The organism is Arthrobacter sp. BL-252-APC-1A (genome assembly GCF_009696625.1).
In the GTDB taxonomy this organism is placed as follows: domain Bacteria; phylum Actinomycetota; class Actinomycetes; order Actinomycetales; family Micrococcaceae; genus Arthrobacter_B.
The window spans coordinates 280,329-303,197 of the sequence record NZ_VULS01000002.1 but is presented as its reverse complement, the minus strand read 5'-3'; the positions used below and the strand labels follow the sequence as shown (position 1 = coordinate 303,197).

At 63.3% G+C, this 22,869-nt stretch carries 30 protein-coding genes; 5 read left to right on the top strand and 25 right to left on the bottom strand.

Annotation, left to right across the window (positions count from 1 at the left end; translation table 11 throughout):
- The first annotated feature begins 92 nt into the window (after nucleotides 1–92).
- Nucleotides 93–569 (top strand): DUF2243 domain-containing protein, encoded by a 477-nt coding sequence (locus FYJ28_RS04200; protein ID WP_154578380.1) that lies wholly within the window; start codon nucleotides 93–95, stop codon nucleotides 567–569.
- Nucleotides 569–1,378: a cytochrome c oxidase assembly protein gene (locus FYJ28_RS04195; protein ID WP_154578379.1), complete on the top strand. Its 810-nt coding sequence runs from the start codon at nucleotides 569–571 to the stop codon at nucleotides 1,376–1,378. The genes FYJ28_RS04200 and FYJ28_RS04195 overlap by 1 nt, the downstream gene beginning before the upstream one ends.
- Before the next feature lie 30 nt (nucleotides 1,379–1,408).
- On the opposite strand, the gene map is transcribed toward FYJ28_RS04195, so the two are convergent.
- From map to FYJ28_RS17505, 24 genes are all read right to left on the bottom strand, one after another.
- A complete protein-coding gene (gene map, locus FYJ28_RS04190) occupies nucleotides 1,409–2,230 on the bottom strand; it encodes a type I methionyl aminopeptidase (RefSeq protein ID WP_154578378.1) in 822 nt (273 codons plus the stop codon).
- 20 nt (nucleotides 2,231–2,250) lie between these two features.
- A complete protein-coding gene (locus tag FYJ28_RS04185; RefSeq protein WP_055239365.1) occupies nucleotides 2,251–2,823 on the bottom strand; it encodes an adenylate kinase in 573 nt (190 codons plus the stop codon).
- Nucleotides 2,820–4,133: a preprotein translocase subunit SecY gene (gene secY / locus FYJ28_RS04180; RefSeq protein WP_055239364.1), complete on the bottom strand. Its 1,314-nt coding sequence runs from the start codon at nucleotides 4,131–4,133 to the stop codon at nucleotides 2,820–2,822. Before secY ends, FYJ28_RS04185 begins: the two co-directional genes overlap by 4 nt.
- Before the next feature lie 250 nt (nucleotides 4,134–4,383).
- Nucleotides 4,384–4,839: a 50S ribosomal protein L15 gene (gene rplO / locus FYJ28_RS04175; RefSeq protein WP_055239363.1), complete on the bottom strand. Its 456-nt coding sequence runs from the start codon at nucleotides 4,837–4,839 to the stop codon at nucleotides 4,384–4,386.
- 1 nt (nucleotide 4,840) lies between these two features.
- Entirely contained in the window at nucleotides 4,841–5,053 is a 213-nt protein-coding gene (gene rpmD / locus FYJ28_RS04170) for a 50S ribosomal protein L30 (protein WP_055239737.1), read from the bottom strand.
- Nucleotides 5,053–5,727 carry a 30S ribosomal protein S5 gene (rpsE, locus tag FYJ28_RS04165; RefSeq protein ID WP_191746925.1) on the bottom strand — a complete coding sequence of 225 codons (675 nt, stop codon included), beginning with the start codon at nucleotides 5,725–5,727 and terminating at the stop codon, nucleotides 5,053–5,055. Before rpsE ends, rpmD begins: the two co-directional genes overlap by 1 nt.
- A gap of 29 nt (nucleotides 5,728–5,756) precedes the next feature.
- The gene (gene rplR / locus FYJ28_RS04160; protein ID WP_055239361.1) at nucleotides 5,757–6,140 is read right to left on the bottom strand and encodes a 50S ribosomal protein L18; all 384 of its coding nucleotides are present in this window, start codon (nucleotides 6,138–6,140) and stop codon (nucleotides 5,757–5,759) included.
- Nucleotides 6,141–6,142: 2 nt separating this feature from the next.
- A complete protein-coding gene (gene rplF, locus FYJ28_RS04155) occupies nucleotides 6,143–6,679 on the bottom strand; it encodes a 50S ribosomal protein L6 (RefSeq protein WP_055239360.1) in 537 nt (178 codons plus the stop codon).
- Nucleotides 6,680–6,697: 18 nt separating this feature from the next.
- Nucleotides 6,698–7,096, bottom strand: a complete 399-nt coding sequence (rpsH, locus tag FYJ28_RS04150) for a 30S ribosomal protein S8 (RefSeq protein ID WP_055239359.1) — start codon at nucleotides 7,094–7,096, stop codon at nucleotides 6,698–6,700.
- An 86-nt stretch (nucleotides 7,097–7,182) separates the two neighbouring features.
- On the bottom strand, nucleotides 7,183–7,752 hold the full coding sequence (rplE, locus tag FYJ28_RS04145; RefSeq protein ID WP_055239358.1) for a 50S ribosomal protein L5: 570 nt from the start codon (nucleotides 7,750–7,752) through the stop codon (nucleotides 7,183–7,185).
- Nucleotides 7,752–8,111, bottom strand: coding sequence for a 50S ribosomal protein L24 (gene rplX, locus FYJ28_RS04140; protein ID WP_055239357.1), 360 nt, complete (start codon nucleotides 8,109–8,111; stop codon nucleotides 7,752–7,754). Before rplX ends, rplE begins: the two co-directional genes overlap by 1 nt.
- A 3-nt stretch (nucleotides 8,112–8,114) precedes the next feature.
- Nucleotides 8,115–8,483 carry a 50S ribosomal protein L14 gene (gene rplN / locus FYJ28_RS04135; RefSeq protein WP_055239356.1) on the bottom strand — a complete coding sequence of 123 codons (369 nt, stop codon included), beginning with the start codon at nucleotides 8,481–8,483 and terminating at the stop codon, nucleotides 8,115–8,117.
- A 392-nt stretch (nucleotides 8,484–8,875) separates the two neighbouring features.
- Nucleotides 8,876–9,181 carry a 30S ribosomal protein S17 gene (gene rpsQ / locus FYJ28_RS04130; protein WP_055239355.1) on the bottom strand — a complete coding sequence of 102 codons (306 nt, stop codon included), beginning with the start codon at nucleotides 9,179–9,181 and terminating at the stop codon, nucleotides 8,876–8,878.
- A complete protein-coding gene (rpmC, locus tag FYJ28_RS17235; protein WP_055239354.1) occupies nucleotides 9,178–9,498 on the bottom strand; it encodes a 50S ribosomal protein L29 in 321 nt (106 codons plus the stop codon). The genes rpsQ and rpmC overlap by 4 nt, the downstream gene beginning before the upstream one ends.
- A 2-nt stretch (nucleotides 9,499–9,500) precedes the next feature.
- Nucleotides 9,501–9,917: a 50S ribosomal protein L16 gene (gene rplP / locus FYJ28_RS04120; protein ID WP_055239353.1), complete on the bottom strand. Its 417-nt coding sequence runs from the start codon at nucleotides 9,915–9,917 to the stop codon at nucleotides 9,501–9,503.
- A complete protein-coding gene (gene rpsC, locus FYJ28_RS04115) occupies nucleotides 9,918–10,745 on the bottom strand; it encodes a 30S ribosomal protein S3 (protein ID WP_055239352.1) in 828 nt (275 codons plus the stop codon).
- Nucleotides 10,746–11,111 carry a 50S ribosomal protein L22 gene (gene rplV / locus FYJ28_RS04110; RefSeq protein WP_055239351.1) on the bottom strand — a complete coding sequence of 122 codons (366 nt, stop codon included), beginning with the start codon at nucleotides 11,109–11,111 and terminating at the stop codon, nucleotides 10,746–10,748.
- A 38-nt stretch (nucleotides 11,112–11,149) separates the two neighbouring features.
- Nucleotides 11,150–11,431: a 30S ribosomal protein S19 gene (gene rpsS, locus FYJ28_RS04105; protein WP_055239350.1), complete on the bottom strand. Its 282-nt coding sequence runs from the start codon at nucleotides 11,429–11,431 to the stop codon at nucleotides 11,150–11,152.
- Nucleotides 11,432–11,443: 12 nt separating this feature from the next.
- A complete protein-coding gene (gene rplB, locus FYJ28_RS04100; protein WP_055239349.1) occupies nucleotides 11,444–12,283 on the bottom strand; it encodes a 50S ribosomal protein L2 in 840 nt (279 codons plus the stop codon).
- Nucleotides 12,284–12,313: 30 nt separating this feature from the next.
- Nucleotides 12,314–12,619, bottom strand: a complete 306-nt coding sequence (rplW, locus tag FYJ28_RS04095; protein WP_055239348.1) for a 50S ribosomal protein L23 — start codon at nucleotides 12,617–12,619, stop codon at nucleotides 12,314–12,316.
- Nucleotides 12,616–13,230 (bottom strand): 50S ribosomal protein L4, encoded by a 615-nt coding sequence (rplD, locus tag FYJ28_RS04090; RefSeq protein WP_152226477.1) that lies wholly within the window; start codon nucleotides 13,228–13,230, stop codon nucleotides 12,616–12,618. Before rplD ends, rplW begins: the two co-directional genes overlap by 4 nt.
- A gap of 4 nt (nucleotides 13,231–13,234) precedes the next feature.
- Nucleotides 13,235–13,891 (bottom strand): 50S ribosomal protein L3, encoded by a 657-nt coding sequence (rplC, locus tag FYJ28_RS04085; protein ID WP_055239346.1) that lies wholly within the window; start codon nucleotides 13,889–13,891, stop codon nucleotides 13,235–13,237.
- Between the two features lie 16 nt (nucleotides 13,892–13,907).
- The gene (gene rpsJ / locus FYJ28_RS04080; RefSeq protein ID WP_003803825.1) at nucleotides 13,908–14,216 is read right to left on the bottom strand and encodes a 30S ribosomal protein S10; all 309 of its coding nucleotides are present in this window, start codon (nucleotides 14,214–14,216) and stop codon (nucleotides 13,908–13,910) included.
- A 541-nt stretch (nucleotides 14,217–14,757) separates the two neighbouring features.
- Nucleotides 14,758–14,886, bottom strand: coding sequence for a hypothetical protein (locus tag FYJ28_RS17505; protein ID WP_268234976.1), 129 nt, complete (start codon nucleotides 14,884–14,886; stop codon nucleotides 14,758–14,760).
- A gap of 222 nt (nucleotides 14,887–15,108) precedes the next feature.
- Here FYJ28_RS17505 and aroA point away from each other — a divergent pair, with 222 nt between their 5' ends.
- Genes aroA through FYJ28_RS04065 form a run of 3 tightly spaced genes read left to right on the top strand, consistent with a single transcriptional unit; the run spans nucleotide 15,109 to nucleotide 21,456 of the window.
- The gene (gene aroA / locus FYJ28_RS04075) at nucleotides 15,109–18,138 is read left to right on the top strand and encodes a 3-phosphoshikimate 1-carboxyvinyltransferase (RefSeq protein ID WP_154578377.1); all 3,030 of its coding nucleotides are present in this window, start codon (nucleotides 15,109–15,111) and stop codon (nucleotides 18,136–18,138) included.
- Nucleotides 18,135–19,334, top strand: coding sequence for an acyl-CoA dehydrogenase family protein (locus tag FYJ28_RS04070; protein WP_326831501.1), 1,200 nt, complete (start codon nucleotides 18,135–18,137; stop codon nucleotides 19,332–19,334). Before aroA ends, FYJ28_RS04070 begins: the two co-directional genes overlap by 4 nt.
- 10 nt (nucleotides 19,335–19,344) lie before the next feature.
- Complete coding sequence (locus tag FYJ28_RS04065) at nucleotides 19,345–21,456, top strand: oxidoreductase (RefSeq protein ID WP_326831500.1); 2,112 nt, start codon at nucleotides 19,345–19,347, stop codon at nucleotides 21,454–21,456.
- Nucleotides 21,457–21,508: 52 nt separating this feature from the next.
- Here the strand turns inward: FYJ28_RS04065 and tuf are convergent, their stop codons facing one another.
- Nucleotides 21,509–22,699 (bottom strand): elongation factor Tu, encoded by a 1,191-nt coding sequence (gene tuf / locus FYJ28_RS04060; protein WP_055239344.1) that lies wholly within the window; start codon nucleotides 22,697–22,699, stop codon nucleotides 21,509–21,511.
- Between the last annotated feature and the right edge of the window lie 170 nt (nucleotides 22,700–22,869).

The window sequence follows — 22,869 nt, the reverse complement described above, 5'->3', positions numbered from 1 at the left end:
TCCACTGCGGGTCTTGGTCCGTGTTCCCCGCCGGCGGGTCCTGCGCGTCCGTCCTGCTGCCATGCCGGAACACTTTTGCTAGGGTCGGGGCCATGAATTCCCCACGCACCGAAGTACTCAGGCCGGCCCGCAGGAACGTGCTTTCCGGAGTCCTGGTGGGTATTGGCGTCGCAGCGTTCGTCGACGAGGTGGTATTCCACCAGCTGCTGCAGTGGCATCACTTCTATGACAAGTCCACCGCTTCCGTTGGCCTGTTCTCTGACGGCCTGTTCCACGCGTTTGGCTGGTTTGCCATAGTCGCCGGCCTGTTCCTGTTCGCTGACCTTCGACGCCACAACGTCCTGAACCCGGCGCGCTGGGCCGGCGCAGTGCTTCTGGGCACCGGTGCCTTCCAGCTTTATGACGGCACTATCCAGCACAAGCTGCTGACCCTGCACCAGATCCGCTATGACGTTGAGCTTCTGCCCTACGACCTGGCCTGGAATATTGCTGCTGTGGTCATGATTGCGGCGGGGATATTCCTGCTGCTGCGGACGCGGGCAGCGGCCGCAGGCGAACCTGGACGCTAATGCAGCATCCTTCGGGCGCCTTTCCGGTCGAAGTTCTCTTCCTGGTCCCGGCCTGCGCGGCGGCGGCCGCCTATGTGGCGGGCGCTTGTTCGGCCAGGGCTGCGGGATGGCCGCTGCACCGTACTGTCCTGTTCATTCTGGGCCTGGTCCTGGCGCTGCTGACGGTCCTTGGTCCGCTGCCCGGCCTGGCCCACGGCAACTTCACTCTGCTGGCTCTTTCCCACGTCATTGCCGGCATGCTTGTACCCCTGCTGCTGGTGCTTTCCCGGCCCGTGACCCTCGCTCTGCGGTCCATGGACCGGATGCCGGCACTCCGTACCGTAAGGCTCCTGCGCAGCGCACCGGCCCGGCTACTCGCCAACCCGCTCACTGCGACGGTGCTGAACCTCGGCGGCATGTACCTGATGTTCCGGACTCCGCTCTTTGATGCGATGCGCACTTACGCACCGGTGCACTGGATCGTCACGTTCCATCTGGTGGCGGCGGGCTACCTGTGGACCGCGGCGCTGATCGGACGCGACCCTAATCCCCACCGGGCAGGCCTGCGGCTGCGGGCCGGTGTCCTGGTGTTCACTGCTGCGGCGCACAACATCCTGGCCAAGTCGCTGTACGCCCAGCCGCCCGCAGGTATTCCTGCGGGTGAAGCCGAGACAGGGGCCATGGCAATGTACTACGCCGGCGGAGCCGTCGAGCTGGCCGTGATGGTCGTCTTCTGTCTTCAGTGGTACCGGCGGTCCGCCCCCAGGGACGCTTCCGCGGCCGCCGCCGCACCGCCGTACCAGGCAACGCAAAAGGGCCTGTCCCGCTAAAAGCGGAACAGGCCCTTTTGCAGAGCTGCCTTACGGAATCGGCACGGGGGTGATGCCCAGGGGCGCAAGCCGCGAAGCACCGCCGTCGGGCGACGTAAGCACCCAGATCCCCTTTTCGTGGATCGCAACTGAATGCTCCCACTGGCAGGAACGGGCGCCGTCGGTGGTAACGACGGTCCAGTCATCATCCAGCGTGGCCGTTTCAATGCCGCCGCGAACGAGCATGGGCTCGATCGCCAGGCACATCCCGGCCTTCAGCTTCGGTCCCCGGTGGCTCGTGCGGTAATTGAGCACATCCGGAGCCTGATGCATTTCCGAGCCGATGCCGTGTCCGACGTAGTCCTCGAGGATTCCCAGCGGTTTCCCCGGAACAGAACTGACGTAGTCATCGATGGCGGCACCGATGTCCCCGACAAACCGGCCCTTGGCTGCAGCCGCGATGCCGTGCCACATGGCGTTCTCGGTGACGTCGGAGAGCCGCTGGTCCTCCGGATCAGCTGTACCGACAATGACGGTGCGTGCCGAGTCGGAGTGCCAGCCGTCCACGATGGCACCGCCGTCGATGGAGATAATGTCGCCGTCGGCCAGTACCCGGTTCCCGGGGATGCCGTGAACGACTTCCTCATTCACCGAGGTGCAGATGGTGGCCGGGAAATCGTAATACCCGAGGAAGTTCGACGTCGCCCCCGCCTCGGCGAGCACTCCGGCGAAGACCTGGTCGATCTCTGCCGTGGTGATGCCGGGGCGGGCGGCTGCAACCGCCGCGTCCAGTGCCTTGATCAGCACCAGGCCTGCCTCGCGCATGGTGCGCATCTGCGCATTGGTTTTGTACTGGATCCGTGGCTGGGCCAACGTCTCGCCTTCTGTCTGTTCTAGCTGGTCTGCTTGAGTGCCTGCATGACGCGCTCGGTAACCTCGTCGATGTCGCCCAGGCCGTCAACGCGGGTAACGATTCCGCGCTTCTCGTAGGCGTCGACGACGTCGGCTGTCTGCTGCTTGTACAGCTCGAGGCGGTGCCGGATGACTTCTTCGTTGTCGTCGGTCCGGCCCTCGATCTCCGCACGGCGGAGCAGGCGGGAAACCAGTTCCTCGTCGTCGGCCGTCAGCAGCAGCACGGCGTCAAGGCTGTCGCCGCCGGCTGCAAGGATGTCATCGAGCTCTTCGACCTGCGCAACAGTGCGCGGGTAGCCGTCGAGCAGGAAGCCCTCCGTAACGTCTTCTTCCAGGAGCCGGGCACGGACCATGTTGTTGGTGACCTCGTCCGGCACGAAGTTTCCGGCGTCGATGTACTTCTTGGCTTCGATGCCGAGCGGGGTCAGGTTCTTCACATTGGAGCGGAAGATGTCTCCCGTTGAAATCGCGCTGACACCAAGGCGTTCGGAGATGCGGGAAGCCTGTGTTCCCTTGCCGGCACCGGGAGGCCCAATAATGAGCAGACGTGTCATCGCAATAACCCTTCGTAGTGACGCTGCTGGAGCTGCGCGTCAATTTGTTTGACCGTCTCGAGTCCCACACCAACCATGATGAGGATCGAGGTTCCGCCGAACGGGAAGTTCTGGTTTGCCCCGACCAGCACCAGGGCAATCAGCGGAATAAGGGCAACAATGCCCAAATACATGGCGCCGGGCAGGGTAATGCGGGAAAGCACGTACTGCAGGTATTCGGCGGTGGGGCGGCCGGCACGGATGCCGGGAATGAAACCGCCGTACTTCTTCATGTTTTCCGATACTTCCTCCGGATTGAAGGTGATCGACACGTAGAAGTACGTGAAGAACACGATCATCAGGAAGTACACGGCCATGTACAGCGGGTGGTCTCCGCTGGTCAGGTAGTTGTTGATCCAGACAACCCATTCCGGCGGAGCAGAGCCGTCCGAAGGGGTGTTGAACTGAGCCAGCAGGGAGGGCAGGTACAGCATGGAGGATGCAAAGATCACGGGGATCACGCCGGCCATGTTGACCTTGATGGGGATGTAGGTGTTCGTGCCGCCGACCGTGCGGCGCCCAACCATACGCTTGGCGTACTGGACCGGGACACGGCGCTGGGACTGTTCCACGAAGATCACCAGCGCAACCGTCACGATACCGATCGCGATTACGCCCAGGAAGATGGTCCAGCCCTGTGCGGACAGGATAGCTCCGAGCGCGCTCGGGAAGCTGGCAACGATCGAGGTGAAGATCAGCAGGGACATGCCGTTGCCGACGCCCTTTTCGGTGACAAGCTCACCCATCCACATGATCAGGCCGGTGCCGGCCGTCAGCGTGATGATCAGCAGCAGGATGGTGATGATGTTGTCGTCCGGGATGATCGGCACGGAGCACATGTTGTTGAACAGTGCGCCCGAACGGGCCAGCGAGACCACGGTGGTTGCATTCAGCAGGCCCAGTGCGATGGTCAGGTAGCGGGTGTACTGCGTGAGCGTGGACTGACCCTGCTGGCCTTCCTCATACAGTGCCTGGAAGTGAGGGATCACCACGCGCAGCAGCTGCACGATGATGCTGGCGGTGATGTACGGCATGATGCCGAGGGCGAAGACTGAGACCTGCAGCAGGGCGCCGCCGCTGAAGAGGTTTACGAACTCGTAGAGGCCACCGGAAGTGGCACCAAGAGCCAAGCACTGCTGCACATTGCCGTAGTCAACACCCGGGGCCGGGATAAAAGCACCCATGCGGAAGATAGTGATGATTCCCAGCGTAAACAACAGCTTGCGTCGCAGGTCTGGCGTCCGGAAAGCCCGGCCAATAGCGCTAAGCAAGCGTCCTCCTGAAGAAAGTGTGGAAATGAGTCCCGGCGGGACTTGAACAAAACCTGAGTCTATCCGCTCAGGGCCGCTGTTGCGTTATCGAACATGGCAGCGGCGGGAGCGTTAAAGGCACCAAGCCCCCGGCTGGCCGTTTAAAGGCCTTCCGGGAGCTTAGTAGCACGCAGGTGTGCGCACAACCCGCTGCCGGCACCCGGGAAAACCCGGGGCCGGCAGCGGAGAAGTGCACGGAAAGTCACGGAGCTTAGAGCGCCGTGGTCGATCCGCCTGCTGCAGCGATCTTTTCAGCGGCGCTGGCAGAGAATGCATCTGCCTTCACATCAACCTTGACGGTGATGTCGCCGGTGCCCAGCACCTTGACGGGCTGGTTCTTGCGCACGGCACCCTTGGCAACGAGGGCCTCAACGGTGACCTCGCCTCCTTCGGGGAACAGCTCAGAGATCTTGTCCAGGTTTACAACCTGGAACTCGACCTTGAACGGGTTCTTGAAGCCGCGCAGCTTCGGCAGGCGCATGTGCAGCGGCAGCTGCCCGCCTGCGAAACCGGCCTTGACCTGGTAGCGGGCAGCCGTACCCTTGGTACCGCGGCCTGCGGTCTTACCCTTGGAACCTTCACCGCGGCCAACACGGGTTTTAGCCGTCTTGGCACCCGGAGCAGGACGCAGGTGGTGGACCTTCAGAGCTTTGTTATCTTCGGCCATGTTACTTCGCCTCCTCAACCTTCACGAGGTGCGGAACCGTGTTGATCATGCCAACGGTCACGGCATCTGCACTGCGGACGACGGAGTCGCCGATGTGCTTCAGGCCGAGTGAACGCAGCGTGTCGCGCTGATTCTGCTTACCACCGATGGTGGACTTAATCTGGGTGATTTCCAGCTGTGCCGAGCTGACGGCAACGCGCTTCGGAGTAGTCATCATGCACCAGCCTTCTGCATGTTGCGGATCATCGCTGCGGGAGCAACTTCGTCCAGCGGCAGGCCACGGCGGGCAGCCACAGCCTGGGGCTCTTCGAGGCGCTTCAGCGCGTCAACCGTGGCGTGCACGATGTTGATCGCGTTGGAGGAACCCAGCGACTTGGACAGCACGTCGTGGATACCGGCGCACTCGAGGATGGCTCGGACCGGACCACCGGCGATAACGCCGGTACCCGGGGAAGCCGGACGGAGCAGGACAACGCCTGCGGCTGCCTCGCCCTGCACCAGGTGCGGGACGGTGCCGGCAATGCGGGGAACGCGGAAGAAGGACTTCTTCGCTTCCTCGACTGCCTTGGCGATAGCCGAAGGAACTTCCTTTGCCTTGCCGTAGCCAACGCCGACCATGCCGTTGCCGTCACCGACAACTACCAGAGCGGTGAAGCTGAAGCGACGACCACCCTTGACCACCTTGGCGACGCGGTTGATGGTAACGACGCGTTCAATGAACTTGTCCTTGTCATCGTTGCGTCCGCCGTCGCGTCCGCCGCGTCCGCCGCGGTCACGGCCTCCACGGTCAGAGCGCTGCTCGCCCCGGCGGCCGCCGCGGCGGTCGTCGGTGCCTGCGGCAGCGGTTTCCTTGGTCTCAGTTGCCTCAGCAGATGTAGCTTCAGTCACCTGATTTTCCTTTTCCTTGTTTGCCTCGGTCACAGTGCCAGCCCACCTTCGCGTGCGCCGTCTGCAACAGCCGCGATGCGGCCGTGGTAGCGGTTGCCGCCGCGGTCAAACACCACGGCTTCGACGCCGGCAGCCTTGGCACGTTCGGCAACGAGCTCGCCGACGCGCTTCGACTTGGCAGTCTTGTCGCCCTCCATGGAACGCAGATCTGCTTCCATGGTGGACGCGGATGCAACGGTTACGCCGCGGCTGTCATCGACAACCTGGACGAACACGTGGCGCGAAGAGCGGTTGACGACCAGGCGCGGACGGGCCGCGGTGCCGGCAATGCGCTTGCGGATCCGCAGCTGACGGCGGCTCCGGGAAGCGGCCTTGCTCTTGGAATTGCGCTTCTTATTGATGCTGATGGCCATGATTACTTACCAGCCTTTCCGACCTTGCGGCGGACAATCTCGCCGGCGTAACGAATGCCCTTGCCCTTGTAGGGGTCAGGCTTGCGCAGCTTGCGGATGTTGGCGGAAACCTCGCCGACCTGCTGCTTGTCAATGCCGGAAACGGTGAGCTTGGTCGGGCCCGTAACGGTGAGCGTGATGCCCTCCGGAGCCTTCACGGATACCGGGTGGCTGTAGCCCAGGGCGAACTCGAGGTCCGAGCCCTTGGCCTGCACACGGTAACCGGTGCCAACGATTTCCAGGTCCTTCTTGTAGCCTTCGGTCACACCGGTGATCATGTTGGAGATCAGGGTGCGGGTCAGGCCGTGGAGGGAACGGGATTCGCGCTCGTCATTGGGGCGGGCGACGGTGATGGTGTTCTCGTCCATGGAAACCGAGATCGGGCTGGGCACAACGTGGCTCAGCTCGCCCTTGGAACCCTTGACCGTGACGGTGTTGCCATCAATGGCAACGTCGACACCGGCGGGGACAGAGATGGGCAGACGTCCAATACGTGACATTATTCTTTCCCTTCCCTGCTACCAGACGTAGGCGAGGACTTCCCCACCCACACCCTTCTTGGCGGCCTGGCGGTCGGTCAGCAGACCTGACGACGTCGACAGGATGGCGATACCCAGCCCGCCCAGAACGCGCGGCAGGTTGGTGGACTTTGCGTATACACGCAGGCCCGGCTTGGAGATACGGCGGACGCCAGCAATCGAACGCTCGCGGTTCGGACCGAACTTGAGGTCCAGGGTCAGCGTCTTGCCAACCTGTGCCTCTTCTTCCTTCCAGCCGGCGATGTAGCCTTCGGCCTTCAGGATGTCGGCAACGCGTGCCTTCAGCTTGCTGTACGGCATGGACACGGTGTCGTGGTATGCCGAGTTTGCATTGCGCAGACGCGTGAGCATGTCTGCGACAGGATCTGTCATTGTCATGTGGGCTCTAGCCCTCCCTCGTAACGGTTTCTGCTGCTCGGCGCAAAGCGTGCCCTGCGTTAAGCAACAGACCTTTTACGTAGTAATTAATCTTCGGATTTGAACGGGAAGCCGAGCGCCTTCAGCAGCGCGCGTCCCTCGTCATCGGTCTTGGCGGTGGTAACCACGGTGATGTCCATGCCGCGTACGCGGTCGATCTTGTCCTGATCGATTTCGTGGAACATCGACTGCTCGGTCAGACCGAACGTGTAGTTGCCGTTGCCGTCGAACTGCTTGCCGCTCAGGCCGCGGAAGTCGCGGATACGCGGGAGCGCCAGGGTGACCAGGCGGTCCACGAATTCCCACATGCGGTCGCCGCGCAGCGTAGCGTGCGCACCGATCGGCATGCCTTCGCGCAGCTTGAACTGTGCGATCGACTTGCGTGCCTTGGTGATCTGCGGCTTCTGGCCGGTGATGGCCGTCAGGTCGCGTACAGCACCGTCAATGAGCTTGGAGTCCTTAGCGGCATCTCCAACACCCATGTTCACAACGACCTTGACGAGGCGCGGAACCTGGTTGACGTTTGCGTAGTTGAATTCGTCCTGCAGAGTCTGCTTGATTTCCGCTGCGTAGCGGGTCTTCAGACGGGGAACGATCTTGGTGACAGTCTCAGTCATTAGAGGTCCTTCCCAGAGCCCTTGGCGACGCGGATGCGCACGGTGCGGGTCCGGCCGTCTTTTTCGACGATTTCGGTGCGGTAGCCAACACGGGTGGGCTTCTTCGTCTCGGGATCCACAACGGCCACGTTGGAAACGTGGATCGGGGCTTCAACAACCTCGATGCCGCCGGTCTTGGAACCACGGGAGGACTGGCCAACCTTGGTGTGCTTGGTGACGCGGTTGATGCCCTCTACGAGCACGCGGTTGGTCTCCGGGAAAACCTTCAGTACCTTGCCCTGCTTGCCGCGGTCTCCGCCGCGCTCAGCCTTGGCACCGGTGATGACCTGAACCAGGTCACCCTTCTTGATCTTTGCCATGATCTACAGCACCTCCGGAGCCAGCGAAATGATCTTCATGAACTTCTTGTCGCGAAGTTCGCGGCCGACCGGGCCGAAGATACGGGTACCGCGGGGGTCGCCGTCATTCTTCAAGATCACTGCAGCGTTCTCATCGAACTTGATGTAGGAACCGTCCTGGCGGCGGCGTTCCTTCTTGGTACGGACGATGACGGCCTTGACCACATCGCCCTTCTTGACGTTGCCGCCGGGAATTGCATCCTTGACGGTGGCAACAATGGTGTCGCCAATGCCTGCGTAGCGACGGCCGGATCCACCGAGAACGCGGATGGTCAAGATTTCCTTGGCACCCGTGTTGTCGGCGACCTTCAGTCGCGACTCCTGCTGAATCACTTATTACTCCTGTCGTCGCGCCGGTTCTCAGTGTTTCCTGAGCCTTGCGGAACGGATATGGGTGGACCCCGTAATACTGGTACTCAGCACCGGCCCCTACGGGCCGCTCTGCAGCGCAAGCCGCAGCACCATGCTGAACAAGATTATCGGGCTTTTGTCTTATTCGGCGGTGAGGATGGGTGTCCAAAAGAGGACATGCTTCCGCACCACACAGACAAGATTTCAAGTTTACCGCGAAAGGGCCCCGGAAACGAAATCGAATGATTCCGCCGCCGGGGCCCTGACGCTTTGGACGGCGCCTGCGTGACGAAGGAGCTGCTTCTCAGCCTCTCCCCCGGCACACGCTCCGGCCTGTTATGTGCTTTGCAGCTACTGTGCCTTTCGGCGTTTGGCTACTTGGCCTTTTCGATGATCTCGACCAGGCGCCACCGCTTGGTAGCGGAGAGCGGGCGGGTCTCGGCGATCAGCACGAGGTCACCAATGCCGGCAGCGTTCTGCTCGTCATGTGCCTTGCGCTTCTCGGTGCGGCGAAGAACCTTGCCGTACAGCGCGTGCTTCACGCGGTCTTCAACCTCGACGACAATGGTCTTGTCCATCTTGTCGGAGACCACGTAGCCGCGAGCGGTCTTCCGGTACCCGCGGGCATCGGCTCCGTTTGCGTCAGTTGTCACTGCTGCCTCATTCTTGTTTTCGCTCATTTGGCATCATCCTCGGCAACCGCAGCTTCGGACTCCGCAGCCTTCTTCTTGGACTTCTTCTTCTCGGGGGCTGCTTCCTCGACGGGAGCAACTGCCTCGGGACGAATTCCCAGTTCACGCTCACGCAGCACCGTGTAGATGCGGGCGATGTCGCGCTTTACGGCACGGAGCCGTCCGTTGTTTTCCAGCTGGCCGGTGGCCGACTGGAAACGGAGGTTGAACAGCTCCTCCTTGGCCTTGCGCAGTTCTTCAACGAGACGCTCGTTGTCGAACCCGTCCAGCTGATCAGTTGCAAGTTCCTTTGAACCGATAGCCATTGCTATTCACCACCCTCGCGACGCACAATGCGTGCCTTCAACGGCAGCTTATGGATCGCCAGGCGCAGTGCCTCGCGAGCTACCTCTTCGGAAACACCGGAGAGTTCGAACAGAACCCGCCCCGGCTTGACGTTTGCAACCCACCACTCCGGCGAACCCTTACCGGAACCCATACGGGTTTCAGCAGGCTTCTTCGTCAGCGGACGGTCCGGGTAGATGTTGATCCAGACCTTGCCGCCGCGCTTGATGTGGCGCGTCATGGCAATACGTGCAGCTTCAATCTGGCGGTTGGTTACGTATGCAGGCGTAAGAGCCTGGATACCCCATTCACCGAAGCTGACAGCGGTGCCACCGGTTGCAGCGCCGGAACGACCCGGGTGGTGCTGCTTGCGGTACTTGACTCGACGTGGGATAAGCATTTAAGCCTGTCCTCCTTCTGCTGCGGGGGCAGCTGCCTCAGCGGCCGGAGCCTCTGCAGCAGGCGCGGCGGCCTTGTCGCCGCGGTCGTTACGACGACGACGGTCCCCACGGTCGGCCGGGCCGCGGCCCGGACGGTCGTTGGAACGTCCGCGGGACGGTGCAGCAGCCTGCTGTGCAGCCAGTTCCTTGGAAGTGACGTCGCCCTTGTAGATCCAGACCTTCACGCCAATGCGGCCGAAGGTGGTCTTGGCTTCGAAGAAGCCGTAGTCGATGTTCGCGCGGAGGGTGTGCAGGGGCACACGGCCTTCGCGGTAGAACTCCGAGCGGCTCATTTCAGCGCCACCCAGGCGGCCGGAGCACTGGATACGGATACCCTTTGCGCCTGCACGCTGTGCGGACTGAATTGCCTTCTTCATCGCACGGCGGAAAGCCACGCGGGAGGAGAGCTGCTCTGCAACACCCTGGGCAACCAGCTGTGCTTCCATCTCGGGGTTCTTGACCTCGAGGATGTTCAGCTGGACCTGCTTGCCGGTGAGCTTTTCGAGCTCGCCGCGGATGCGGTCTGCTTCGGCGCCGCGGCGGCCGATCACGATGCCCGGACGTGCAGTGTGGATATCCACACGGACACGGTCGCGGGTGCGCTCGATCTCAACCTTGGCGATGCCGGCGCGGTCCATGCCGGTGGACATCAGCTGACGGATCTTGATGTCCTCGCGGACGAAGTCCTTGTAACGCTGGCCCGGCTTGTTGCTGTCAGCAAACCAGTGCGAAACGTGATCAGTGGTGATGCCGAGTCGGAACCCGTGCGGGTTTACCTTCTGTCCCACTTAACGGTCCTCCTCGTTCTCGGGGGTTGCGACAACCACGGTGACGTGGCTGGTCCGCTTGTTGATGCGGTAGGCGCGGCCCTGGGCCCGCGGCTGGAACCGCTTCATGGTGGGTCCTTCGTCAACGAATGCTTCGCTGATGTAGAGGTCACCTTCGTCGAAGGCCACGCCGTCACGGTCCGCGAGGACACGTGCGTTGGCCATTGCCGACTGAACTACCTTGAATACCGGCTCCGAAGCTGCCTGGGGGGCAAACTTCAGAATTGCCAATGCCTCATTCGCTTGCTTGCCACGAACAAGGTTGACGACGCGCCGGGCCTTCATAGGCGTTACGCGGATATGACGCGCAATTGCCTTGGCTTCCATTGCTTTCCTTCTCTCGTCTTCTGCCGAAAGAGCAGCGCCTAGCGGCGCTTGCCCTTGCGGTCGTCCTTCACATGGCCGCGGAATGTACGCGTCAGAGCGAATTCGCCGAGCTTGTGCCCGACCATCGACTCGGTGACAAACACCGGAATGTGCTTGCGTCCGTCGTGCACGGCGATCGTGTGCCCGAGCATGTCGGGGATGATCATCGAGCGGCGGGACCACGTCTTGATGACGTTCTTGGTGCCCTTCTCGTTTTCGGCCTGCACCTTAAGGAAGAGGTGCTGGTCGACGAAGGGGCCTTTCTTCAGGCTGCGTGGCATGTTTCCAGGCTCCTATCGCTTGTTCTTGCCGGAACGACGGCGACGCACAATAAGCTTGTCGCTCTCTTTGTTGGGGCGGCGGGTACGGCCCTCGGGCTTACCGTTCGGGTTGACCGGGTGGCGTCCACCACTGGTCTTGCCTTCGCCACCACCATGCGGGTGGTCAACCGGGTTCATGGCGACGCCGCGGACGGTCGGGCGAACGCCCTTCCAGCGCATGCGGCCGGCCTTGCCCCAGTTGATGTTGGACTGCTCGGCGTTGCCGACCTCGCCAATGGTGGCGCGGCAGCGGACGTCGACGTTGCGGATTTCGCCGGAAGGCAGACGCAGCTGGGCGAAGCGGCCTTCCTTTGCAACCAGCTGAACCGATGCACCGGCGGAGCGGGCCATCTTGGCACCGCCGCCCGGGCGCAGTTCAACGGCGTGGATAACGGTACCCACGGGGATGTTGCGCAGCGGCAGGTTGTTGCCGGGCTTGATGTCAGCCCCGGCGCCGGCCTCTACGAAGTCGCCCTGCTTGAGCTTGTTCGGCGCAATGATGTAACGCTTGGTGCCATCAACGTAGTGCAGCAGCGCAATGCGGGCGGTGCGGTTCGGATCGTATTCGATCTCGGCAACGCGAGCGTTGACGCCGTCCTTGTCGTGCCGGCGGAAGTCGATCAGGCGGTACTGGCGCTTGTGTCCGCCACCCTTGTGCCTGGTCGTGATCTTGCCGGTGTTGTTACGGCCGCCCTTTTTGGGCAGCGGACGTACCAGCGACTTTTCCGGCGTCGACCGCGTGATTTCGGTGAAGTCGGCTACGCTCGAGCCGCGGCGGCCCGGGGTAGTCGGCTTGTATTTACGGATTCCCATTATTTATTCCTCGTTAAAGTGGTCTCCGCCCTAGCTGAGCGGACCGCCGAAGATGTCGATTGTGCCTTCCTTCAGGGTGACAATCGCACGCTTGGTGCTCTTGCGCTGTCCCCATCCGAATTTGGTGCGCTTGCGCTTACCGGCACGGTTGATGGTGTTGATCGAGTCGACCTTGACGGAGAAAATCTTCTCCACGGCCAGCTTGATCTCGGTCTTGTTCGAGCGGGGGTCGACCAGGAAGGTGTACTTACCTTCGTCGATCAGGCCGTAGCTCTTTTCCGAGACGACGGGTGCAAGCACCACGTCGCGAGGGTCCTTTGCGGTGGTCGCGCTCACTTGGCGTCCTCCTTGACAGTGTTCTTGCCGACGAACTCGTCGTAGGCAGCCTGGGTGAAGACCACGTCGTCAGCAACGAGCACGTCGTAGGTGTTCAGCTGATCTACGTAGATCACGTGAACATCGGTGAGGTTGCGCACGGAGAGTGCAGCAACATCGTTGGCGCGCTCGATAACAACGAGCATGTTCTTGCGGTCGGTAAGTGAACGCAGCGCTTCGCGTGCAGCCTTGGTGGACGGCGTTTCGCCGGCTACCAGGGTTTCCAGCACGTGGATGCGGCCGTTGCGTGCCCGGTCAGAGAGTGCTCCGCGAAGTGCGGCGGCAATCATCTTCTTGGGGGTGCGCTGGCTGTAGTCGCGGGGCGTCGGTCCGTGGACAACGCCGCCACCGGTCATGTGAGGAGCACGGATGGAACCCTGACGGGCGCGGCCGGTACCCTTCTGCTTGAACGGCTTGCGGCCTGCACCGGAAACCTCGGCGCGGGTCTTCGTCTTGTGCGTGCCCTGGCGGGCGGCAGCAAGCTGAGCCACAACTACCTGGTGCAGCAGCGGAACGTTCGTCTGAACGTCGAAGATTGCTGCGGGGAATTCAACAGTTGCTTTGTTAGCCATGAGACTAAGCTCCCTTCACGGCGGTGCGTACGAGGACGACCTGGCCGCGGGCGCCGGGAACGGCACCCTTGATCAGCAGCAGCGACTTCTCGGTATCCACAGCGTGGACGGTGAGGTTCATCGTGGTGTGGCGGACGGCGCCCATGCGGCCGGCCATCCGGAGACCCTTGAAGACGCGGCCGGGGGTGGATGCGCCACCGATGGAGCCGGGCTTGCGGTGGTTCTTGTGGGCACCGTGGGAAGCGCCAACGCCGTGGAAGCCATGACGCTTCATGACACCGGCGAAGCCCTTGCCCTTGGAGGTACCGACGACGTCGACCTTCTGGCCGGCTTCGAACATCTCAACAGAGAGTTCCTGGCCGAGCTCGTAGGTGTCAGCGTCAGCGGTGCGCAGCTCAACAACGTGACGGCGAGGCGTAACGCCGGCCTTCTCGAAGTGGCCGGCCAGCGGCTTGGTTACCTTGCGGGGATCGATCTGGCCGTAGCCGATCTGAACGGCGGTGTAGCCGTCCTTCTCCGCATTGCGCAGCTGGGTGATGACGTTGGAATCAGCCTGGACCACGGTGACGGGGATGAGCTTGTTGTTCTCGTCCCAGACCTGGGTCATGCCCAGCTTGGTGCCCAGGAGGCCCTTAACCTGGCGGGTAAGTGAAGAAGACATAATTATCTGCTCCCCCCTACAGCTTGATTTCGATGTTCACGTCTGCAGGCAGGTCAAGACGCATCAGCGAGTCAACGGCCTTAGGCGTGGGGTCAATGATGTCGATCAGACGCTTGTGCGTGCGCATTTCAAAGTGCTCGCGGCTGTCCTTGTACTTGTGCGGCGAACGGATAACGCAGTACACGTTCTTTTCCGTGGGCAGCGGCACGGGGCCTACTACCGTTGCGCCTGCACGCGTGACCGTCTCAACGATCTTCCGTGCTGATACGTCGATGACCTCGTGGTCATACGACTTCAGCCGGATGCGGATTTTTTGTCCCGCCATGGCGTCGTGCCTCTTTCTTCGAGTATTGCTCTCTGTACAGTTTTTGCCCCTGGCGGCCATGTTGGCCCCGGCGCTCCTCCAACAAGCTGAATCCGGAAGCTCCGGGTTCCTCAACCTGCCGAGGCTCCGACCCCCGCGCTCGGGCGTGTCGCAGATTCGAAACTGGCAACACCCGTTCAAGAATGGGGGCGGGTTATATATGGGCTTTTCCCCTGAAGGATCCGACCCTGCGCCAGGCATTATCCTGACCGGGACGCAATCTCATCACGCACACAGTGCCGCGTTAGCGGCCTGCTGAAGCGCGTGCGGGCACAAAAGCGCTTGAACAACTTCTCTAGTCTGCCAGATCTTCCGGCAGAACGCGAATCAGCGTCCACCTTCTGTTTGTGGCTTTTAGCATATGGAGTTGCCGCGAACCGGGATTGCCCGATTCATGGCGCGTCATTTTCTATCAGTCTAGCCCAGCACTGTTCACGGCTAAAATCAGCCGCCGGGCCATGCTGAACATTCCGCGGCCCGGTGGGGGCTCTCCGGGAATGGCCTACGTGTCGCGGCGGTTTGCCCGGCGGATCCGCTTGGCCCGGTCAATCTCATGGGAGAAGTGCCGCCTGCCCCACGCTACGCCGCCAATAACAACCACCGCGATGACCAAGAAGATAAGAAGTTCCATCTCCCGAGCCTAACGGAGCGGGCTGCAGTGTGTCAGCGCACTCCCGGACTCTCTTCTCCCCCGCCCTCCCCGGTCCTCCCCCGCACCGAAAAGGGCCGGGCGGATTGGCCGGTCCCCAGCGTGCCGGGAGGCTGGTCTGTTCCGGCTCCGGAACCCAGCTGGTAGCGTCGGCAAGCGGGGTGGCCGCCTGAAAAGGACAGCCGTTCGAAGGGCATCGGTGCCATGTATCTTTCAGTCCTGGGAACACAGCAGCGCATCTTTGGTGAAGCACAGGTGCCCAACTCGAAATACCATGCCCACCGGGCGCTGATCCTGGCTTCCCTGGCGCCCGGCATCAGCCGCATCACCGGTCTCACGGACGCCCGGCACGTCCACTACACCGTGGCCATGCTGCGCCTGCTCGGCACCCGGATCGATATAGACGGCGGCACTTATGTGGTGCACGGCGGGCCTTACCGTCCCGTCCGGAAGGAGGTTTCGGCCGGCAGCTCCGGAACCACGCTGTATTTCATGGTGGGACTGGCTGCCCTTGGCTCCAGCGACGTCACCGTAACGGGCCAGAAGTACTTCCAGCGGCGCCCAGTCGGCCCGCTGCTGGCAGCGCTGACGGCTATGGGCCTCGACGTCGATTCACCAACCGGCTGTCCGCCGATTCGGGTCCGTGCCCGCCGCCCCTCAGGTGGAGAGGTCCACATCGCCGGGACGCTGTCCCAGTGGATCTCCGGTCTGCTCCTGCTCGCCCCGTTTGCCGACCGGCCCACTTCTGTGGTGGTGGACGGAACCCTCAACGAGAGGACGTATCTGGAGCTGACCGTCAACATGATGCGGCGCTTCGGCCTGGAGGTAGAGGTTCGCGATGACTGGCACCGCTTTGAAGTACCTCCGCAGCAGGAGGCACTCCCCACGGACATGCGCATGCCGGAAGACATTGGTTCAGCCGCCTTTGGCCTCGCGGCGGCGGCCCTGCATCCCGCCGACCTGCTGTTGAAGGGACTGCGGTCCGTCACTGCAGGAGGTACCGACCATCCTGAGTCGGACTTCCTGGATATTGCCGGGGCCATGGGGCTTCCCATGGAGTACGACGCCGGGGCTGACGGCGTGCGCGTTCGCCACAACGGGCTGAGGCTTCAGCCGGCGGAGATCGACTGCCGGACGGTCCCTGACATGCTGCCGGTCCTGTCCGCGATGGCTGCCTGCGCGGACGGCGAAAGCATCTTCCGCAACGTGGGCCACGTGAGGCTGAAGGAATCGGACCGGGTAGCGGCCATGCTGCAGCTGAACTCCATGGGCGCGGGGGTCCGGATTTCAGGCACCGACCTGCTGGTCAGCGGCACGGAACAGCTCACTGCAGCAGATTTGTCCTCCTTCAACGATCACCGGGTCCTGATGTCCCTGGCCGTGGCTGCCTCCGGAGCAGTGGGGCGCAGCACCTTGAGCTATCCGAACGCATACCGGATTTCCTACCCGGAGTTCCTGGACGCGATGAACTCCTTCGGGCTCCCCATGAAGGTCCAGGAGGGCCCGGTACCGCGGCAGAAAACCAGCCGCACGGCCCGCGCCCAGGCGAACCGGCAACAGGTCCTGTCACCGGACGAGGCAGCCTCGGTTACCGGCGCGGACTGGGTCCGCCGCTGGGCGGCGGAACGGCCGGACCACACTGCGGTCACAGACGGGAGGGAGGACGGGCACCTTACCTGGGCCGAGCTCGACGCCGGTGCCGACCAGGCCGCGGCCCTTCTGCTGAACCTGGGGGTCCGTCCCGGAGACCGGGTGGCTTTCCAGTTGCCCAACTGGTCCGAGTTCGTCCTGCTCTCCGCAGCGGTGCTGCGGATTGGAGCGGTCGCTGCACCCGTTATGCCAATCTTCAGGGAACGGGAAGTCGCCTTTGCCCTCCACCGCTCGCGTGCCGCCGTCGTAGTGGTTCCGGAGGAATTCCGCGGCCGGCGCTACGCGGAGGAACTGCGCGGAATCCTTTCCTCCGGGACCGGCGCGGATCCGGCCTATGAACTCGCGGTACGCCATGCAGTGGTCATAGGCGCAGCCGCTCCCGCCCTGCCGCCGGCCGACGGCGGCGTCACCTGGCACGCCTGGGAGCAGGCACTCGCTGAGACATTCGTGGACCGTACCCGAATCGATGCAGCGGCCCCGGCGTCCGATGCCCCGGCCCAGCTGCTGTTCACCTCGGGCACCACGGGCGAACCCAAAGGGGTACTGCACCGGCATTCCACCCTCTCCATGGCTGCCGCCCTGCAGGCCCGGCATCTTGGGCTGCAGCCGCAGGACGCCGTGTTCGTGCCTTCGCCACTGGCTCACCAGACGGGCTTTCTCTACGGAATGTGGCTTTCCTTCGTACTGGGAATTCCCCAGATCCTGCAGCCGGTCTGGGATCCGAACCGGGCACTGAACCTGCTGCAGGGTTGGAAAGGCAGCTTTGTCCAGGCAGCCACCCCCTTCCTCAGCGACCTGGTGAAGGCCGTGGAAGCCGGGGCACCGGCACCTGCCAGCCTGCGGATTTTCGTCAATACCGGTGCCGCCGTCCCGCGCCATCTGGCCGAGCGGGCCACCCGGGTCCTCGGCGCCTGGGTCTGCGGAGCGTTCGGCACCACAGAAACCTGTCTTGGCGCTGTCTCCTCCCCCGGGGGCGACCCGGCCCTGGTCTGGGGAACGGACGGACAGCTGCTGCCCGGTGTGCGGGCCCGGATCGTCAGCGACAACGGGCAGCTCCTGCCGCCGGGGACGGAAGGCAACTTCGAGCTGCTGAGCCCCACCATGTTCGAGGGTTACCTGGACCGGCCGGACCTCACCAAGGAAGCCTTTACCGAAGACGGCTGGTACCGGACGGGAGACCTGGCCGCGCTCGACGACGCCGGCTACCTGCGCATCACGGGGCGGGTTCTGGACGTGATCAACCGCGGCGGGGAGAAGATCCCGGTGGCCGAAATCGAACAGCTGCTGTACCGGCACCCGTCCGTGGACGACGTCGCACTGGCAGCCATGCCCGACCCCCGGCTCGGTGAGCGTGCCTGCGCGTTTGTTGTTCCGGCTCCGGGCACCCCTGCACCGACCCTGGCGGAACTCACGGACTATCTGGACAGTTGCCAGGTGTCCAAGCACTATTGGCCGGAACGGCTGGAACTGCTCGAGGCCATTCCCCGCAACCCGGTGGGAAAGGTACAGAAGTTCCTGCTGCGGGAGCGGGCACGGCAGGCAGCGGGGAATCCCTCTGCCGGAACAGACAGGAGCCAGTCGTGAAGACCAGCAGCGTCAACGCCAGCACCTTGACCGCAGACGGACGCGGAAGTTCAATCCCGGAGGGCGAGTACCGGGAATTGCTGGCCCGGGTGACGGACTGGGTCCAGGGGCCCGGTGAGGCCTGGGCAGAGGAAATCGAGTCCACCGGAAGCGTCTCCGATGACCTGTGGAAGGAGCTGCGAAGGGAAGGCTTCCTGTCCCTGGCCGCGCCGCGCAGCCTAGGCGGGGCGGGGCTTAGTTTCCTGCAGTGGATGGGCCTCATGGAAGTCTTTTCCAGATCCCATGCCTCGGTGCGGATGATCGTGCACGTGCTTAACGGAACGTGGCGCGCCATGAACCCGTTCGCAGACGAAACGCAGCGGCAGAAGTTCATTATTCCGGCGGTGGCCGGGGAATCCGTGGTGGCGTTTACGCTGACCGAACCGGCGAACGGCAGCGGCGTGGACATTACCTCTTCGGTCCGCCGTGACGGCGACACCTACTACCTCACCGGGCGCAAGCACCTCATCACATTCGGAGTCCGCTGCGACTACTGGCTGCTCTTCGCCCGGTTGGAGGGAAGTACGGGACGCGGGGGCACTGTTGCCCTGCTCGTGGACCGGAACACGCCGGGCACGGTGGTGGAGGATACGTCCCGGACCATGGGAGTGCACGGCACCGACCATGCATCACTGACTTTTACCGAAGCCCCGGTTCCTGTGGCCAACCGGCTTGGCGCCGAAGGGGACGGATTGGCGGTAGCCCTGGGCGGTTTCCTCACCCCAAGCCGCATCTCCGTGGCCATGAGCTGTGTGGGCCTGGCGCAGCGTGCCCAGCAGCTCGCCGTTGACTATGCCCGGCAGCGCACCACGTTTGGCAAGCCGCTGACTTCGCGGCAGGCAATAGCCTTCAGTCTTGCGGAGAATGCGGCGGACATCGCTGCTGCGCGGGCACTCACCCTCACGGCAGCGTCGGCATGGCAGGACGCGGATCCGGGTGCCGCGGCGTTGTCTTCCATGGCCAAGCTGACTGCCGTGGACATGCTCACCCGGGTCACGGACAAAGCCCTGCAGGTGCACGGCGGAATCGGTTACTGGCAGACCCAGCCCATTGAGCGCGTCTACCGCGACGCCCGTGCGCAGCGCTTCGAAGAGGGCACCAATGAGATCCAGAAGGCGGTCATCGCCAGGGACCTGCTGGGCGGGGACCTGGGTTAGGAGCAGCCCGGTGCCCGATGATCCGCGGCTGGGAGTCCGCAGCTTTCCGCACGTGTTCTCACCCGGCGGCATAGGCGGGCTCGCCCTGCCGCACCGGATCATCATGGGCTCCATGCATCTGAACTTCGAGTCCAATCCCCAGGCTCTCGCCGCCTTCTACGGGGAGCGCGCTGCTGCCGGAGCGGCACTGATCGTCACGGGAGGTGCTGCCGTCAACCGGGAGGGTTCCGGCGGCAGTACCTACCTTGTCAGCGCCGAAAAGCCTTTCCTCAAAGCCGCTCGCTCAGCGCTGGAGGCAGTGCACGACGCCGGCGGGCGGCTCGCCCTGCAGCTGTTCCACGCCGGGCGCTACGGCTTCCAGGACACCTACGGGCTGCAGCCACTGGCGCCATCGGCTGTGTGGTCCGCCTATTCCAGCGTCCTGCCGCGTGCCATGAACGAGTCCGACATCGCGCGCACCGTCCAGGACTTCGCCGCCGCGGCGTCGCTGGCCCGTGAACTGGGCTTTGATGCGGTCGAAATCATGGGCTCCGAAGGTTATCTGGTCAACCAGTTCGCTTCCCCGCTGACAAACCTGCGGGACGATGAATGGGGCGGAGACGCGGAGCGCCGTCAGGCATTTCCGCTGGCGGTGCTGGCTGCAGTCCGTGAGGGAGCGGGCTCCGGCTTTCCGGTAATCTTCCGGATGTCCGGCGATGACCTGGTTGAAGGCAGCGGCCCGCCCAGGGAACATCTGGCACTGGCAGCGGCCCTGGCACGCGCAGGTGCCGACGCACTCAATATTGGCATCGGCTGGCATGAATCACGGACACCAACGGTCCAGGCGCTGGTACCCCACGGCAGCTGGCTGCCGGTCGCCGGCCGGATCCGCAGGAACCTGCGCGGGCAGGGACTCAGCGTCCCGGTGATTGGTTCCAACCGGATAAACTCCGTGGCCCAGGCGGAGGCTGTGCTCACGGACGGAACCGTGGACTTCGTGTCGATGGCGCGGCCGTTTCTGGCGGATCCCCGGATCCTGGCGAAGACCGAGGCCGGACGGATGGATCTGGTGAATACCTGTATTGCCTGCAATGAGGCGTGCATCGACAGGTCGCTGGGAACTGAACCTGTTTCCTGCCTGGTGAATCCGCGTGCCGGGCGTGAACTGGACTATCCTGCCCTCCGTTTAACCGGGCGCATTTCCGGAGACAGAGCACGTGCCGCTGTAGTCGGTGGTGGACCTGCCGGAATGCAGGCTGCTGCCACGCTGGCCGCCGCGGGTATTCAAGTAGTCCTTTTCGAAGCCGAAGCGGAGCTGGGAGGGCAGTTCCGCCTAGCCCGTTTGGTGCCCGGCAAAGCCGACTTCGACGAGACAATCCGTTATTTCAGTGTGGAACTGCCCCGCCTGGGCGTGAAGATCCGCACCGGATTCCGTGCCGGTGCGGTGCACCTGGCCGGCTTCGACCACGTGCTGGACGCCACCGGTGTCCTGCCCCGCGCAGTCCGGCTGGCCGGTTCCGGCAGTGTGCCCGTTTTGGACTACCACCAGGCGTTCGCCGACCCGGCTGCTCTTCCCGGGCGGGTCGCTGTCGTCGGCGCCGGAGGCATAGCCGTGGACCTGGCGCACCTGCTCCTGCAGCCCCATGCACTCCCCCGCTCCGGGCCGGAATCAACGGATGCCGCAAGGGCACGTTTCGCGCGGGAACACCTGCGGGACGGAACCGCGCAGCCGGGCGGCCGGTGCGTCACCCTGCTTCGCCGCGGCGGACGCATCGGCGAAGGAATCGGACCGTCGACGCGCTGGGCGGCACTGCAGGCCCTGCGCAGCGCCGGGGTCCGCCTGTACACCGGCGTGAGCTACCGGGGGCTGGCTCCCGGCGGCCTTGAAATCACCGCTGCCGGCGGCACTGAGGAACTCATCCCCGCGGAGGCGGTCATTGTCGCTGCGGGACAGGTGGAGAACACCCGCCTGCAGCGGGATCTTCGCCGCGCCGGCGTGCCCCACACCGTGATCGGCGGTGCTGCCTCCGCCGCGGGACTCAACGCCGTCCGCGCCTTCGCCCAGGGGCTGGAAGCCGGCACAGCTGTCGCGCAGCAGCTGGCCGGCGTCACCCGGGAACGCAAAAGGGCCCCGCTGCCGTAGCAGCGGGACCCTTTAATGCTGAACCGGATGGTCCGAGCGTCAATAGATCAAATTACTTGATGATCTTGGTGACGCGGCCGGATCCAACGGTGCGGCCGCCTTCGCGGATAGCGAAGCCGAGGCCCTCTTCCATTGCGATCGGCTGGATCAGTTCAACGGTCATTTCGGTGTTGTCACCGGGCATAACCATTTCCGTACCCTCGGGCAGGGTGATGACACCCGTGACGTCGGTGGTGCGGAAGTAGAACTGCGGGCGGTAGTTCGAGTAGAACGGGTTGTGGCGGCCGCCTTCATCCTTGGACAGGATGTAGACGTTGGCCTCGAAGTCGGTGTGCGGGGTGATGGAACCCGGCTTCACGACAACCTGGCCACGCTCTACGTCTTCGCGCTTGATGCCGCGGAGCAGCAGGCCACAGTTCTCGCCGGCCCATGCTTCGTCAAGCTGCTTGTGGAACATCTCGATACCGGTAACCGTGGTCTTCTGGATCGGGCGGATGCCAACGATCTCGACCTCGGAGTTGATAGCGAGGGTACCGCGCTCGGCGCGGCCCGTAACAACGGTGCCACGACCGGTGATGGTGAAGACGTCCTCGATCGGCATCAGGAACGGCTTGTCCTTGTCGCGAACGGGGTCAGGAACGTTGTTGTCAACGGCTTCCATCAGTTCTTCGACGGACGCAACCCACTTGGGGTCGCCTTCCAGTGCCTTCAGGCCGGAAACGCGAACGACGGGAGCGTTGTCGCCGTCGAACTCCTGGGAGCTCAGCAGTTCGCGAACTTCCATTTCCACGAGGTCGAGGAGTTCTTCGTCCTCAACCATGTCGGACTTGTTCAGTGCGACCAGCAGGTAGGGAACACCAACCTGGCGGGCCAGCAGAACGTGCTCGCGGGTCTGAGCCATCGGGCCGTCAGTAGCGGCAACCACGAGGATTGCGCCGTCCATCTGAGCAGCACCGGTGATCATGTTCTTGATGTAGTCAGCGTGGCCCGGGGCGTCAACGTGTGCGTAGTGACGCTTCTCGGTCTGGTACTCAATGTGCGAGATGTTGATGGTGATACCGCGCTGGCGCTCTTCCGGCGCGGAGTCAATAGCAGCGAAGTCGCGCTGCTCGTTCAGGTCAGGGTACTTGTCAGCAAGCACCTTCGAAATGGCAGCGGTCAACGTGGTCTTTCCATGGTCAACGTGACCAATGGTGCCGATGTTGACGTGCGGCTTAGTCCGCTCGAACTTTGCCTTCGCCACGGGTTCCTCCTAGAAAGGTTAGAAGACTCAATCACCAGCCGCGCTTCTCGCAACTGATCCGATACAAGTCTACTGGGGGCTGTTTATTTGATGAAATTGCCTTGTGCCACGGTTCCCGCAGGTCCCGCCCAGTCTGGCCGTGCGGCCCGTCCGTCCGGGTTTCCCCTTAG